The organism is Candidatus Hydrogenedentota bacterium, assembly GCA_016791475.1.
Classification (GTDB): Bacteria; Hydrogenedentota; Hydrogenedentia; order Hydrogenedentales; family JAEUWI01; genus JAEUWI01.
Map to the genome: position 1 here is coordinate 73,895 of JAEUWI010000004.1, position 13,230 is coordinate 87,124.

Here is a 13,230-nt window from a genome sequence, read left to right on the forward strand (position 1 = left end):
CCGAAATTCCAGCTTCCGAGCGGTTAATTGCAAAGGCTCTGTTCAAGTCCGACAAGGCGTTCGCTCGAACCCCTACGGACCGCCGCGAAGCTCCCTTCGCGGCGGCCCGATTCGACAGGCTAGTTCAAATCGAACACCAACACCTCGGTATCCGTTGACGCCGTGATCTCCAAGCGCCCCGCTTCGGCGCGCGCTGCGGCGTCGCCCGCATCCAGCGCTTCGCCGTCGACCGTCACGCTACCGGAGAGCACCTGAACCCAGATATGCCGCTCCCTGGCAACCTCCAGCGTTGCGGTCGTGCCCTCTGCCAGGCGACCGGCATAGATCGTGGCGTCCTGCCGGATCACCAGCGAGCCATCCCGTCCGTCGGGCGATACGATCACCTTGAGTTGGTCCGCCAGCTCCACGTCAGCGTAGTGCCGCTCCTGGTAGTTCGGCTCCAGCCCCTTCTGCGCGGGCCGGATCCAGATCTGGTAGAGGTGCGTGGGCGCGTCGTTTAAATGGTTGAACTCCGAATGCTGTACACCCGTACCAGCCGACATCAACTGCACGTCGCCCCGGCGCAGCACGGACCCATTACCCATGCTGTCCTTGTGCTCCAGCGCGCCCTCGGTCACATAGGAGAAGATTTCCATGTTGTCGTGGGCGTGGAAGGGGAAACCTCCCCCACCCTGGATGATATCGTCGTTCAACACGCGGAGCGAGCGAAAGCCCATGTGCTTCGGGTCGTAGTAATTGGCGAAGGAGAAGGTGTGGTGCGAATCGAGCCAGCCGTGGTCGGCATGGCCCCTTTCGTTGGCGCGGCGGATAGTGAGCATGGTGTTTCCTCCTTGATTTGGGCGGCGGGTTGTTTTCGCGACGGCGATACTTTACATATCAACTAACTGCCCGGTTTTATCGCGGCGGCCCGGGGACCACCGCGACAAAGTAGTTGTACCACACAATCCTTTATGTGTCAAGTATATGCCCCAGGGGTAATTAATTTGACTCGCGGACCGCGACGGACCTACCATCCCGCAATTTCGTGTGGGCCGGTCCCGCCCGAAGAACCATCAATGCGCACCGCGCCAACCGCGCGAAAGCCACGCTGGCAAGCGGAAAGTCACAGCGGATAGCTGAGTCACACCTCCTCCCAACCTGTTCAGGCGCCATGAAACATTCCAACCACCATAACCACAACTCCATCCTCCCCCTGACCCTCGGCGCCCTCGGCGTTGTCTACGGGGACATCGGAACCAGCCCGCTCTACACCATTAAAGAGGCCCTCGGCGGACCCCACGGCTTCGGTGTGTCCAGCGGCAATGTGCTCGGGGTTCTCTCCCTGATCTTCTGGGCGCTGGTTATCGTCGTAACCATCAAGTATGTACTCTATGTACTTCGGGCCGACAACGGCGGCGAGGGCGGTATTCTCGCCCTCATGGCCCTCGTATCCCGCCGCGAAGGGAAATCGAACTTGGGGGAACGGACCGTGCTTGTTGCCCTGGGCATCTTCGGGGCCGCGCTTCTCTACGGCGACGGCACCATCACGCCCGCCATCACGGTTCTGAGTGCGGTCGAAGGACTCGAAGTGGCCACCCACCTCTTTGAACCCTATATCGTGCCCATCGCCATCGTGATCCTCGTCGGGCTCTTTCTGATTCAGCGCCATGGCACCGCCCGCATCGGCAAGCTCTTCGGTCCCTTCATCCTTCTGTGGTTTGCCGCTATCGGCCTCCTCGGCGCCCGCGCGATTGTCTCCGCTCCCGGCGTCCTCCTCGCCTTGAATCCCTGGTACGCCCTGCACTTCATCTCCGAGTACGGCCTGCACGGCCTCATGATTCTCGGCACCGTATTCCTGGCCGTGACCGGCGGTGAAGCCCTCTATGCGGATATGGGCCACTTCGGTCGCGTCCCCATTCAATTGGGCTGGATTGCCGTTGCCATGCCCGCCCTCGTGCTCAACTACTTCGGGCAGGGCGCCGTGCTCCTGAACCAACCGGAGAAGATATCGAATCCATTCTACGCCCTCACCCCCGATTTCCTCCTCTATCCCATGGTGGTCCTTTCCACCCTCGCCGCCATCATCGCTTCCCAGGCCATTATCACCGGCGCATTTTCGCTCACGCGACAGGCCGTCATGCTCGGGTTCCTGCCGCGCATGCGCATCCTTCATACTTCCAGCGCGGAAATTGGTCAGATATACGTCCCCGTGATCAATTTTCTGCTCATGCTCGCCACTATCGGACTCGTCCTCGGTTTCGGCTCCTCCAGCAACCTGGCTGCGGCCTATGGCGTCGCCGTTACAACCACCATGCTGATCACCACGCTCTTGCTCATGTACGTCATGCGCGAACGGTGGAACTGGTCCCCCCTCCATATCGCTTGTGTTGCGGGTCCCTTTATCCTCATTGACTTCGCCTTCTGGGTCGCCACGATGACCAAAGTCCCCCACGGCGGATGGTTTCCGCTCCTCGCCGCCATGCTCATCTACGCCGTCATGGGCACCTGGCGCATGGGGCGCAAGGCCCTGTCGGAACGTTTCAAAAACCGTACCCTGGCCATCGACAAGTTCGTGGAAAGCGTCTTCATGCACGGACACCGTCCCAAGAGTGTTGATGGCGCGGCCGTCTTCATGTCGGGCACGCCGAATGTCGCCCCCGTGGTGCTGCTACACAACCTCAAATATAACAAGATCGTCCACGACAAGACCGTCGTGCTCTCCATAGTAATCGAAGAGCGTTCCCATGTACCCGACGAGGAGCGTGTGGAAGTCCAGGAACTCGGTTATGGCTTTTTCAGCATCACGGCCCACTACGGGTTCATGGAATCCCCCCATGTTTTCGATATTCTGGACCTCGCCGCGAAGAAGGGAGTCCAGTTTGACCGGCGCACCACCGGGTTCTATCTGGGGCGGGAAAGTATCCTAATAGGAGAGAAGTCCTCCCTCAGACGCTGGCGGGGACAACTCTTTGCCACCATGTCGCGCCTGGCCCAGGCACCCACGGCCTTCTACGGCATTCCGCCCAACCAGGTTGTGGAGCTGGGGGTGCAAATCGAATTGTAACGGGGGACTGTCCTGCACGCACGCGTTCCAAATCCGCAAAGAGCGCTTCGCTTATACAGACCGCCCAACCGAGGGCATCGTACTGGGCGTGCGGGACCGTCCCCCGCTTTCCGCCTTTAAAAAAAACGCGCCATCAAAGACGGCGCGTTTCTCATTTCTCTTCTTAAATCGTATCAGGTCAACATGCTCTTGAGCTCGCCCATAAACTCGTTCAGATCTTTGAATTGACGATAGACCGACGCAAAGCGCACGTAGGCCACTTCATCCAGCTTCTTCAGCTTGATCATCACCGCCTCGCCCACGGCGTCGGTGTTGACTTCATGATCGGTCGAATTGAAAAGCTCGCGCTCGACCTCATCGATGAGCGCGTCCACCTGCTCCAAGCCGATCGGTCGCTTCTCCACCGCCTTCAATATACCGCTCTTGAGCTTCCAGCGATCAAAGTTCTCGCGCCGTCCATCCTTCTTGATGACCATCTGCGCCACTTCTTCAATGCGCTCATAGGTGGTAAATCGACGACCACACTTGAGGCATTCACGGCGGCGGCGTATCGCGTCGCCTTCCTTGGATGATCGAGAGTCTACGACACGACCGTTGGTATCATTACAAAAGGGACAACGCATATTGGCTTTTCCACCTTCCAAGGTCCATTACGCAGCGACGAAGCCATCAGGGTAACCCCACAGGGCCACCAGGGAACCGCAATCACTCCACATATTGTATCGTAGAGAGGGTAGCAAATACCATATACAGTGTCAAGCGTAAAACGTAAGCTCCGTTTTCCCGTATCGACGTTCCTGAAGCCGCTGAAATCGCCCCACCGTCTCTGGCAAGTCTGTCTTGAAGCCATGCTCCACAATAAGTTGACCGCCCGGCGCCAGCAAGTCCGCCGCCGAAATCCCCTCCAGGAGCGCCCCGTAGTCGGTGAAGTCGAAGGGAGGATCCGCAAAGATCAGCGAAAAGGTCCCCGGAATCCGACGAATGTCCTCCGGAAGCCTGTAACTCATGCAGGCGCCACGATCTTCACACTTGGTTGTCGCAAGATTCTTGCGGATACAGCGCGCGGACTCGGGATGATTATCGATGAACACCGCACGGGAAGCGCCCCGGCTCAGCGCTTCGATGCCATTCGCGCCACTGCCGGCATAGAGGTCAAGAAAAGTCGCACCCTCCATGCGCGGCGCCAGAATGTTGAACAACGACTCCCGCACCCGGTCCAGCGTAGGCCGAACCCGGTCCCCCGAGGGGGCCTCCAGCCGTTGGCCCCGCATCGTGCCCGCGATTATCCGCATCTTGTGTCCCTTTCCTCAGTTGCATGCCCCGCCGGGCACGGCCGTTATCGTATTTATCCTCCCCCACCATCGTAAACCTTTCGACATACAATCCACATCTCCGCTGAATATTCTGTCCGGAAGATGGTTAATTACTTGGGCTTATGAGGGCTCCGACACGAATTGGCGATCCGATGGAGGCGTTTTAGCACCAACCTCAAAGCCTTTTAAACAAACACTTTACAACTGTTTCTTTCCGCTACTACAGCAATGGATTCGCGGCGGAAAGACCTGTGGATAACTTGTGGATAAAAAGGTAAAGCCCGCCCCCCGGTTTGCGGATGAAGCCTGCTCGAAAATCAATTAATGTCCAAAATACCCTTTCTCTGCCCCCGTCCGGTCCCTTCCCCTCCTCAATGCGCCCCTGCTCGCCATAAAAACAGCCCCCCCGGTCCGGGCACCGGGAGGGCACAACATATAGCGTATACAAACCGAACCGATCAGTCGTTGAAGAGCCCCGCGCGGTTGCGCACGCGAAGCCGGAGGGCGTTCAAGTTGATGAAACCCGTGGCGTCCATCTGGTTGTAGGCGCCTTCGTCTTCTTCAAACGTTGTGATCTTCTCATCATAGAGCGACTTCAGCGCCTTCCGGCCGACGACCGTGCAATTTCCCTTGTAGAGGCGGATGCGCGCTGTGCCGGTAACGTTCTCCTGGCTCTTGTTTACGAAAGTCTGGAGCGCGTCGAATTCGGGCGAGAACCAGAAGCCGTTGTATATAAGCTGAGCGATCTTCGGGGAGAGCTGGTCGCGCTGAAGCATGACTTCGCGATCCATGGTGAGCGATTCAACGGCGCGGTGCGCGGCATACAGGATTGTGCCGCCGGGCGTCTCGTAGACGCCGCGGGACTTCATGCCCACGAAGCGGTTCTCGACCAGGTCCACACGGCCGACGCCATTCGCGCCTCCGAGTTTGTTGAGCTCCGCCAGCAGAACTTCCGGCTCCATACGCACGCCGTTCACGGCGACCGGATAACCCTGCTCGAAATCGATTTCGACGTAGGTGGGCTCGTCGGGAGCACGGCGCGGGTCCACCGAAAGCAGGAACATGTCTTCACTCGGCTCGTTCCATGGATCTTCCAGCACGCCGCCCTCGTAAGAGATGTGAAGCAGATTGCGGTCCATGGAGTAGGGGGCTTTTTCGCGCTTGGACGCCGGCACGTCAATGCCGTGCTGTTCCGCATAGGCCACCATCTTTTCCCGGCTGTTCAGCGTCCACTTCGGGTCGCGCCAGGGGGCGATAATACGAACGCTGGGCTCCATGGCGAGACAGGTGAGCTCGAATCGAACCTGATCGTTGCCCTTGCCGGTCGCGCCGTGGGCCACCGCGTCCGCACCGGTCTCGCGCAGGATCCGAATTTGCTCCTTGGCGATGACAGGACGCGCCACGCTCGTGCCCAGCAGGTACGTGCCTTCATAGATGGCGTTGGATCGCATCGTGGGGAACACGAAATCACGAACAAACTCGCGCTTCAGGTCGCTCACGAAGACTTCGGAGGCGCCGGTGGCAACCGCCTTCACGCGCGCGGGTTCGGTCTCCTCGCCCTGGCCCACATCGGCGATATAGGCCACAACGTCCGCCTGATAGGTTTCCTGAAGCCACTTGAGAATAATAGAGGTGTCGAGGCCGCCGGAGTAGGCCAGTACGATTTTCTTGATGTCTTTTGCCATGGGGGTTGGGGGTCCTTGTCTATTTATCGGTAACCAGAATTTATGTGGGATAGTCCGCCCAAGTCGCAGGGACAGCAGAGACAGCAGCCACAGCAGTATATTTCCTGTAGTCCCTGCTGACGCTGTCGTCCCTGAAGCAATTCAGGGGGCCAACGAGACGAAATAACTTCTAGGCCATCAATGTCGCCAGCACGGCCTTCTGCGCATGCAGGCGATTCTCCGCCTGATCGAAAACGATCGAGTTCGGCGAATCCATCACGCTGTCGGTTACTTCACTGCCGCGATGGGCAGGCAGGCAGTGCATGAACAGGGCATCCTTCTTTGCGAGCGACATTAGGGCGTCGTTCACCTGGTAGGCGGCAAAGGCGCGCTCGCGCTCGATAGTCTCCTTTTCCTGCCCCATGCTCGCCCACACGTCGGTATAGACGGCGTCGGCGTCCTTCACGCCCGATTGGACGTCGTGGGTGATCTCGATCTGGCCTTCCGCCTGACTGCGGGCCTGGGCCACGATCTTCTCGCTGGGCTCATAGCCGGGAGGGCACACCAACGTCAGATTAATCGGAACACGCGCGGCAAACATGGCCCATGAATGGAAAACGTTATTGCCATCGCCGACAAAGGCCAGTTTCAGGCTGCTCAAGTCCCGGCCCTTGTGCTCGCGAATTGCCTGTGCGTCCGCCAGAATCTGGCAGGGGTGCAGCATGTCCGTCAGCGCGTTGATAACGGGAACGGAAGCGTATTCCGCAAGCTGGATCACATCGGAATGGCGGAAGGTTCGCGCCATGATGCCATCCACCCAGCGCGCAAGATTGCGCGCCACATCGGGCACCGACTCCCGGGCGCCCAGCGTCGTCTCAATGAGCACCGAATCACCGCCAAGCTGGAACATGCCCGTGTGGAAGGTGACGCGCGTGCGCAGGCTGGGCTTCTCAAAAATCATGGCCAACGTCTTCCCCTCCAGCAGGCGATGGGGAATCCGGTTGCGCTGTTTCGCCTTCAGATCGTCCGCCAGGTCCAGAAAGGCCACGATCTCGTCCCGGCTGAAGTCGGCCAGGGAGATAAAGTCTTTTACCATTTCAATTCTCCGAGACAGGCCTTCAAGAGAGACACCATCCGGTCGATGTGTTCTTTTTCCACGATAAGGGGCGGCAGGAACCGCAGGACATTGGGGCCGGCGGGCCCGCAAATGATACCGGCTTCGATTAAATTGCCCACGAGGGGCGCAACAGGCTGGTCGAATTCAACACCGGCCATGAGTCCCTTGCCCCGCACTTCGACAACAGATTCGAAGTCCCGGGCAATCTCGGCCAGTCGTTCAAAGAGGTAGGCGCCGGATTCGGCAGCTTTCTCGAGAAATCCCGGCGCGGTCAAAGCGCGAATGGTGGCCACCGCCGCCGCCGCGCTAAGAGGATTTCCGCCAAAGGTACACGCGTGAGATCCGGGTTCGAATCCGTTAGCGACTTCATCCGTGCACCCCATGGCCCCGATCGGCACACCGTTGCCGAGCCCCTTCGCCAACGTCATAATATCCGGCGTGATGCCATAGCCCTGATGGGCAAAGAGGGTGCCGGTTCGACCCAGACCCGTCTGAACTTCGTCCAGAATCAAAAGGACGTTTTTGTCATCACAGAGCGTGCGCACCTGATGCCAGTACTCCGCCGAGGGAACGCGCACGCCGCCCTCGCCCTGGATCGGCTCCAACAGAACCGCGCCCACCTCCGGCGTGATTGCCGCCTCCAGCGCGCCAATGTCGTTGTAGGGAACATAGTGGAAGCCCGGCATCATCGGCTGAAAGCCATCGTGGTACTTCGGTTGCCCCGTGGCCGTTACCGTCGCCAGCGTGCGGCCGTGGAAGGACTGGTGGGCGGTCACGATGGCGGGCTTGGGCGTCCCCTGCTTGTGCCAGTAACGCCGCGCCAACTTAATGGCCGCTTCGTTCGCTTCGGCGCCGCCATTGCAGAAGAACCACTTCTCCGCGAAACAGCTCTTCGAAAGGGCGGACGCCAGCAGGGTCTGCGCCTCAATATAATAGAGATTGGAAACGTGGACCAGCTTCCTGGCCTGATCGCAGATCGCCTGCGTCACCTCCGGGTGGCAATGGCCCAGGTTACAGACCGCTATGCCCGCGAAAAAATCCAGGTACTCCTTGCCCTCGGCGTCCCACAGGCGCATGCCCTCGCCACGGCTGAGCGCCACCTTGCGCGCGCCATACGTGTTGATAATGTGCGCGTCGTTCAGGGCTTTGATTTCATCGGTCAGGGTCATGTAGGGGGAACTTTCCACGATCATGCTGTTCATTGCGCTTCTCCCGGGGCCTGCAGGTTCAATTGGAATACAGAACCCGCAAGTATGCGCAGTGCACAGCGATGTGCCGGTAGATGGGTTGGGGAAGTCTAGCTGTTGGCCGCCTTCTTCTTCGCGCCGCCGCTCCTGGCCTTCTCTACGGCGGGCTTCGGTTCGGCCTTCTTCTCCGTCTTGGATTCGGCCTTGGACTCCGTCGCCGACGGGGTTGTCCCCTCGGCTTTCGGCTTCTCCGGGGGCGTACCCTTCTTATCTTTGAAGTCCGTCTCGTAAAATCCGGTACCCTTGAAGATAAATCCGGCCCCGCTACCCATCAGGCGCTTGCACTTCTTTCCGCACCGCTCGCACTTCACCTTGGGCTCGGCGGACATTCCGTGAAAGACGTCGAGGACATGGCCGCAACCGCCGCATTCATAGGAATAGGTAGGCACAGCACTGTTACTCCATAGCTGCCCGGCTCAGGGCCGGGATTCGGCAACAAAGCCCCGCCGCGACCGGGTTGGCCGCTGGCCTAAGGGCCTGAAATCAAATACGTTGGCCTGAAGAGACCAACGTAGTCGAGGAAACCGTGTATTGTAGCAGAGCGCCTGGGGCAGATCAAAAATCGGAAACGACGCGTGGCGTCAGACAATCCGATCGATCAGTCGGAGCCGACTGATCGATCAGACCAAAAGCCACAAGATTTGGGAGGGTCCAGGAAAAGACGATATACTGCGGGCGCAACCAAGGAGTACATTATGGAAGAACTACTGGCCTGGCGTCTGGAAGATGTTCCACCAGAACAGGTTATGCTTGTGGTGGCCGGCATGGCGGGCGTCGGTTTCCTGTACTGCTTTCTTGGTTACCGCCTCATCAAGCTCATCCTCGGCCTCACGGGATTCCTGCTGGCGGGAAGCGCGGCCGCGGTTATCGTCGGCTTCCTGAGCTACGGACACCTCATCGGTATGGGCATCGCCCTCTGCGTAGGCGGCTTCTGCGGCGCCATGGCCCTCTTCTTCCTCTACCGAACCGGCATCTTCTGCCTGGGCATGCTCGGGGCCAGCGTCGCGGCCTACTCCGTGCTCCAGGGACGTGAAGACCCGTGGATCCTCTGGGCCGTCGCCGGAATCGGGCTCGCCGGTGGACTCCTCGCCATTCTCGTTGAGCGGCCAGTCATGAAGCTCGCCACCGCTGCGATCGGCGCGATGCTTATGACACAGGCGGGCCTGGCCCTGGCCCGTGCGAAAGGACTTCTCGACCTGGCCCCCGGATCCACTCCCGAAACCGCCCCTGGAACACCGGCACCCTACTTCGGCTGGATGGTCGTCGCAATCTGGCTCTTTATTACCCTTGTCGGCGCCGCCGCCCAGTTCGGCACGGGCGCCAGAAAAAAGGAGCGTTGAGGTTCCGCCTATCCGCGACGACGTCCAAGTACGCGCCACCCCGAAAACCCGATCACTCCCGTCGCCACCATCAGACCAAGTGTCCCCGTCACCGGCAGGCCAGCCGGAGCCGCAGCCGTAAGCAGCGTATAGACCGTGCTCTCCAGTATGGTGCCCGTTCCATCGTCGTAGGTCACGGTGTAAACCGCTTCGTCGCTCTGCAGCACCGGTGAGAATTCGAGTGATGCCCCGCGCGTGCCCGTAATACGCGGTGCGTTCTCATTCATCACAAGGCCGTTACGTTTCCAAACATATTGGGAAAAGCCCGCCGGCGCAATCAGTGAAAGAGGCTGGTTCCTGAAGATATCTCCCGGCGTGGGGTTGCTGGTGATGGCCGCCCCGGTTTTCGGGACCTGCTTCATGATAAACGTATCAAAGCTGCCCGCGGCGGTCAGATTGGTCGCGCTCGCACTCGTATCAAAGTCCAGCATGTTGGAATAGAGCCCCGTGGTGAACAGGCTGCCCGCCCCGTCGGTAATGATCGTGCCTCCTAATTCACGCCCGAGCGTCCCCCGCTGCTCCGTCCACTTCCACACGCCGGTCGACGTGAGCTTGGTCATGTAGAAGTCCTCGTCACCGATGCTCGTGGCACTGGCCGCCGTGGCCGAGGCTGGGTCAAAGTCCGCCGTACCTTCAAAAGAACCAACCACAATCACACCGTCGGAACTGTCCACCGTCAAACCATATGCAAACCCATCGTCCATCCCGGTAAAGCCACCGGCCCAGTCAAAGGCGCCAATGGGACTGTACTTCGCCACATAGATGGAACGTGCCGAAAAACTGTCCAGGTTCACCACACCCGCGAGGGGGTCGAAATCCACGGTCCCCTGATAGGTGCCCGCGGCAATTACGTTGCCCCCGCTGTCTATCGCCACACTCAGGCCGTCGTCCTCCCCCGCATCACCGAAACGGTGGGCCCACTGGTATGCGCCGCTGGCGTCCAGCTTGAGCAGAAAAGCATCATTCCCGCCCGCGCTGGCGTGTGAAGCTACCCCGGCGCCGGGATCGAGGTCGACGGTTCCCTGAAAGCTCGCTGTAACGAATATATCGCCCGAGGGTCCCACGGCCAGAAAGCGGCCAAAATCCCGGATGGTTCCCGCAATGCCCACTGCCCAGACGAAACTACCCGCTGAGTCCAGTTTCTGCACGTAGACGTCACTTGGATTCACCGACGTCAGGTTAAATACGCCGGCGCCCGGATCAAAGTCCGGGGTATTACCGAATTGGCCGAAGGTATAAATATTGCCCGCGTCATCCAACTCGAGGGAAATACCAATCTCCGATCGCGGTCCGCTGATGACCTTGACCCAGACAAAATCGCCGGAGGTATCCAGCTTCAACACGAAGGCCTCACTGAAGGCCGAGACCGCGGTCACGCTGGCATCGCCCGCGCCGGGGTCAAAATCGACCGTGCCCAGAAACATACCCGTCACGTACACATTCCCGCCCGCGTCTGCCTTCAACCCGAAGCAGTAATCCACGTTGGTGGAACCAAAAGTATGGACCCACTGGAGCGCGCCCGCGGGATCGTACTTCGCCACGAAGCCGTCATACATTCCGGCACTCGTCCGAGTTACGCTGCCCACCCCGGGATCGAAGTCCGTGGTACCTTCAAAAAAGCCCGACAGGTAGATATTCCCCGTACCGTCGAGCGCCACGCCGGAAGCATTCTCCTCAAGCGTCCCGCCGATACCTTGAACGAATTCGAAGGCCACGTCCTGCGCACGGGCCGCCGAATGCATACCTCCGATTAGAATCAGTGTGCAGACCAACGCCCTGTAAACACCGCAGCGTTGCGTGAAAATGCGACAAACCATACCCAAGTACCTCCCGGCCCGTTCACCGAACCCATCTCGCCCAGGATGCCTCGTTCCCTCGTATCCCATAAGTCCAGCCACAATCGACACTTTATCACAGAAAATGAGTATACAATTCAAAAAAGCAACGGAGTTCTCTTAATGTCGCGGACCATCAAGACGACAGGTCCCCCCTGCCCGTATTCGTCTGCTATACTCCCGCATCAACCCGATTAATCACCCTTACGGAGTCGAAGAACTTATGAGCAAACAGCCCACCATCCACTTCTCAGGCATTGGCGGCACCGCGATGGTGGCCGGGGCGCGTCTGGCGCTGGAAGCTGGTTGGGAAGTTCGGGGCAGCGACAATCCGCTCTATCCCCCCACCTCAACCATGGTGGCCGCCCTGGGCGTTCCCGTGGCCGACGGCTATGCGGGCGAAAACCTGGATTGGAACCCCGATGTGGTGCTCCTGGGCAATGTATTGAGCCGGGGCAACGCGGAAGTGGAGGCCGCCCTCGCACAGCGCCTGCGCTATATGAGCCTGCCGGAATGGCTGAAGGAACACGTGCTACGCCAGCGACGCCCCGTGGCCATCTGCGGCACCCACGGCAAGACCACCACCACGGCCATTACGGCCCACGTGCTTGCCGAATGCGGCCTTGCCCCCGGCTACCTCATCGGAGGACAACCCCTGAATGTGGAGCACTCCGCCCATCTTGGCCATGTCAGTGCCCCCTTCGTCATCGAGGGCGACGAATACGACACCGCCTTCTTCGACAAGCGGGCGAAGTTTTTTCACTACCTCCCCGAAGTCGCCGTGGTGACCTCCCTGGAATTCGACCACGGCGACATCTATCCCGATCTCGCAGCCATCGAAGTGGCCTTCCAGCGCATGCTGCGTCAGATCCCTTCGCAAGGCCGACTGATCTGCTGCGCCGACAACCACGCCGTCAGCTTGAAGGACTACGCGTACTGCCCCGTGGAGACCTATGGTTTTTCGCAGGACGCAGACTGGCGCGGCGAAGCACTCGGTGCGGAAGGCGGAATGCAACGAATGGCCGTGTATCATGGCGGCAACAAAGTCGGCGAGGTAAGCACCACGCTGACCGGGAAGCACAACCTCCAGAACCTGCTCTCAGCCGTTGCCGTGGCCCACTACTTTGGTGCGCCCATGGGCGCCATCGCAACAGGAGTAGCGACCTTCAAGGGCGTGAAGCGGCGCATGGAGGTCTTCCTCGAATCCGAAGGTGTAACCTACATCGACGATTTCGCCCACCACCCCACGGCCATCACCGAGACCATCGCCGGCGCGCGCATGCGATGGCCCGGACAGCGCCTGCGGGTGCTCTTCGAGCCCCGAAGCAACACGACCGTGACCAATCGCTTCTTCGACGACATGCTCTCCTGCTTCCGCGGTGCGGACGAAGTTTACCTCGGCCCTATTTATCGCGGCGAAAAGATCCCTGCCGATGAACGGCTGGATCGCGAACGGCTGGTCTACCTGCTGACCTCGGCGGGGCTGACGGCGGCGGTAGCCGATGCCCCCAAGGCGCTGGCGCAAGAAATTCACGAATCAGGCAGGGCAGGCGACATCGTGTTGATTCTGAGCAATGGCGCGTTTGGTGGCATTTACCAGCATTTCCGGGATCTGGCCGGGGATTAAGGGGG

Annotated in this window: 11 protein-coding genes; 3 read left to right on the forward strand and 8 right to left on the reverse strand. The window is 59.7% G+C overall.

Features of this window, described 5'->3' with window-relative positions; translation table 11 throughout:
- Nucleotides 1–119: 119 nt before the first annotated feature.
- Nucleotides 120–818 carry a pirin family protein gene (locus JNK74_03400; GenBank protein MBL7645218.1) on the reverse strand — a complete coding sequence of 233 codons (699 nt, stop codon included), beginning with the start codon at nucleotides 816–818 and terminating at the stop codon, nucleotides 120–122.
- 332 nt (nucleotides 819–1,150) lie between these two features.
- Here JNK74_03400 and JNK74_03405 point away from each other — a divergent pair, with 332 nt between their 5' ends.
- On the forward strand, nucleotides 1,151–3,043 hold the full coding sequence (locus JNK74_03405; protein MBL7645219.1) for a potassium transporter Kup: 1,893 nt from the start codon (nucleotides 1,151–1,153) through the stop codon (nucleotides 3,041–3,043).
- 173 nt (nucleotides 3,044–3,216) lie between these two features.
- Here the strand turns inward: JNK74_03405 and nrdR are convergent, their stop codons facing one another.
- From nrdR to JNK74_03435, 6 genes are all read right to left on the reverse strand, one after another.
- Nucleotides 3,217–3,666, reverse strand: a complete 450-nt coding sequence (gene nrdR, locus JNK74_03410) for a transcriptional repressor NrdR (protein MBL7645220.1) — start codon at nucleotides 3,664–3,666, stop codon at nucleotides 3,217–3,219.
- 132 nt (nucleotides 3,667–3,798) lie between these two features.
- The gene (gene rsmD, locus JNK74_03415; protein MBL7645221.1) at nucleotides 3,799–4,335 is read right to left on the reverse strand and encodes a 16S rRNA (guanine(966)-N(2))-methyltransferase RsmD; all 537 of its coding nucleotides are present in this window, start codon (nucleotides 4,333–4,335) and stop codon (nucleotides 3,799–3,801) included.
- Nucleotides 4,336–4,814: 479 nt separating this feature from the next.
- Nucleotides 4,815–6,041, reverse strand: a complete 1,227-nt coding sequence (locus tag JNK74_03420) for an argininosuccinate synthase (protein ID MBL7645222.1) — start codon at nucleotides 6,039–6,041, stop codon at nucleotides 4,815–4,817.
- Between the two features lie 169 nt (nucleotides 6,042–6,210).
- A complete protein-coding gene (argF, locus tag JNK74_03425) occupies nucleotides 6,211–7,116 on the reverse strand; it encodes an ornithine carbamoyltransferase (protein MBL7645223.1) in 906 nt (301 codons plus the stop codon).
- Nucleotides 7,110–8,306 carry an aspartate aminotransferase family protein gene (locus tag JNK74_03430; GenBank protein MBL7645224.1) on the reverse strand — a complete coding sequence of 399 codons (1,197 nt, stop codon included), beginning with the start codon at nucleotides 8,304–8,306 and terminating at the stop codon, nucleotides 7,110–7,112. The genes argF and JNK74_03430 overlap by 7 nt, the downstream gene beginning before the upstream one ends.
- Before the next feature lie 128 nt (nucleotides 8,307–8,434).
- On the reverse strand, nucleotides 8,435–8,773 hold the full coding sequence (locus tag JNK74_03435; protein ID MBL7645225.1) for a zinc ribbon domain-containing protein: 339 nt from the start codon (nucleotides 8,771–8,773) through the stop codon (nucleotides 8,435–8,437).
- Between the two features lie 306 nt (nucleotides 8,774–9,079).
- On the opposite strand from JNK74_03435, the gene JNK74_03440 reads away from it, so the two are divergent.
- A complete protein-coding gene (locus tag JNK74_03440) occupies nucleotides 9,080–9,724 on the forward strand; it encodes a DUF4203 domain-containing protein (protein ID MBL7645226.1) in 645 nt (214 codons plus the stop codon).
- A gap of 8 nt (nucleotides 9,725–9,732) precedes the next feature.
- Here the strand turns inward: JNK74_03440 and JNK74_03445 are convergent, their stop codons facing one another.
- Nucleotides 9,733–11,505 carry a hypothetical protein gene (locus tag JNK74_03445; protein MBL7645227.1) on the reverse strand — a complete coding sequence of 591 codons (1,773 nt, stop codon included), beginning with the start codon at nucleotides 11,503–11,505 and terminating at the stop codon, nucleotides 9,733–9,735.
- A gap of 316 nt (nucleotides 11,506–11,821) precedes the next feature.
- Here JNK74_03445 and mpl point away from each other — a divergent pair, with 316 nt between their 5' ends.
- The gene (gene mpl, locus JNK74_03450; GenBank protein MBL7645228.1) at nucleotides 11,822–13,225 is read left to right on the forward strand and encodes a UDP-N-acetylmuramate:L-alanyl-gamma-D-glutamyl-meso-diaminopimelate ligase; all 1,404 of its coding nucleotides are present in this window, start codon (nucleotides 11,822–11,824) and stop codon (nucleotides 13,223–13,225) included.
- The last annotated feature ends 5 nt before the right edge of the window (nucleotides 13,226–13,230 follow it).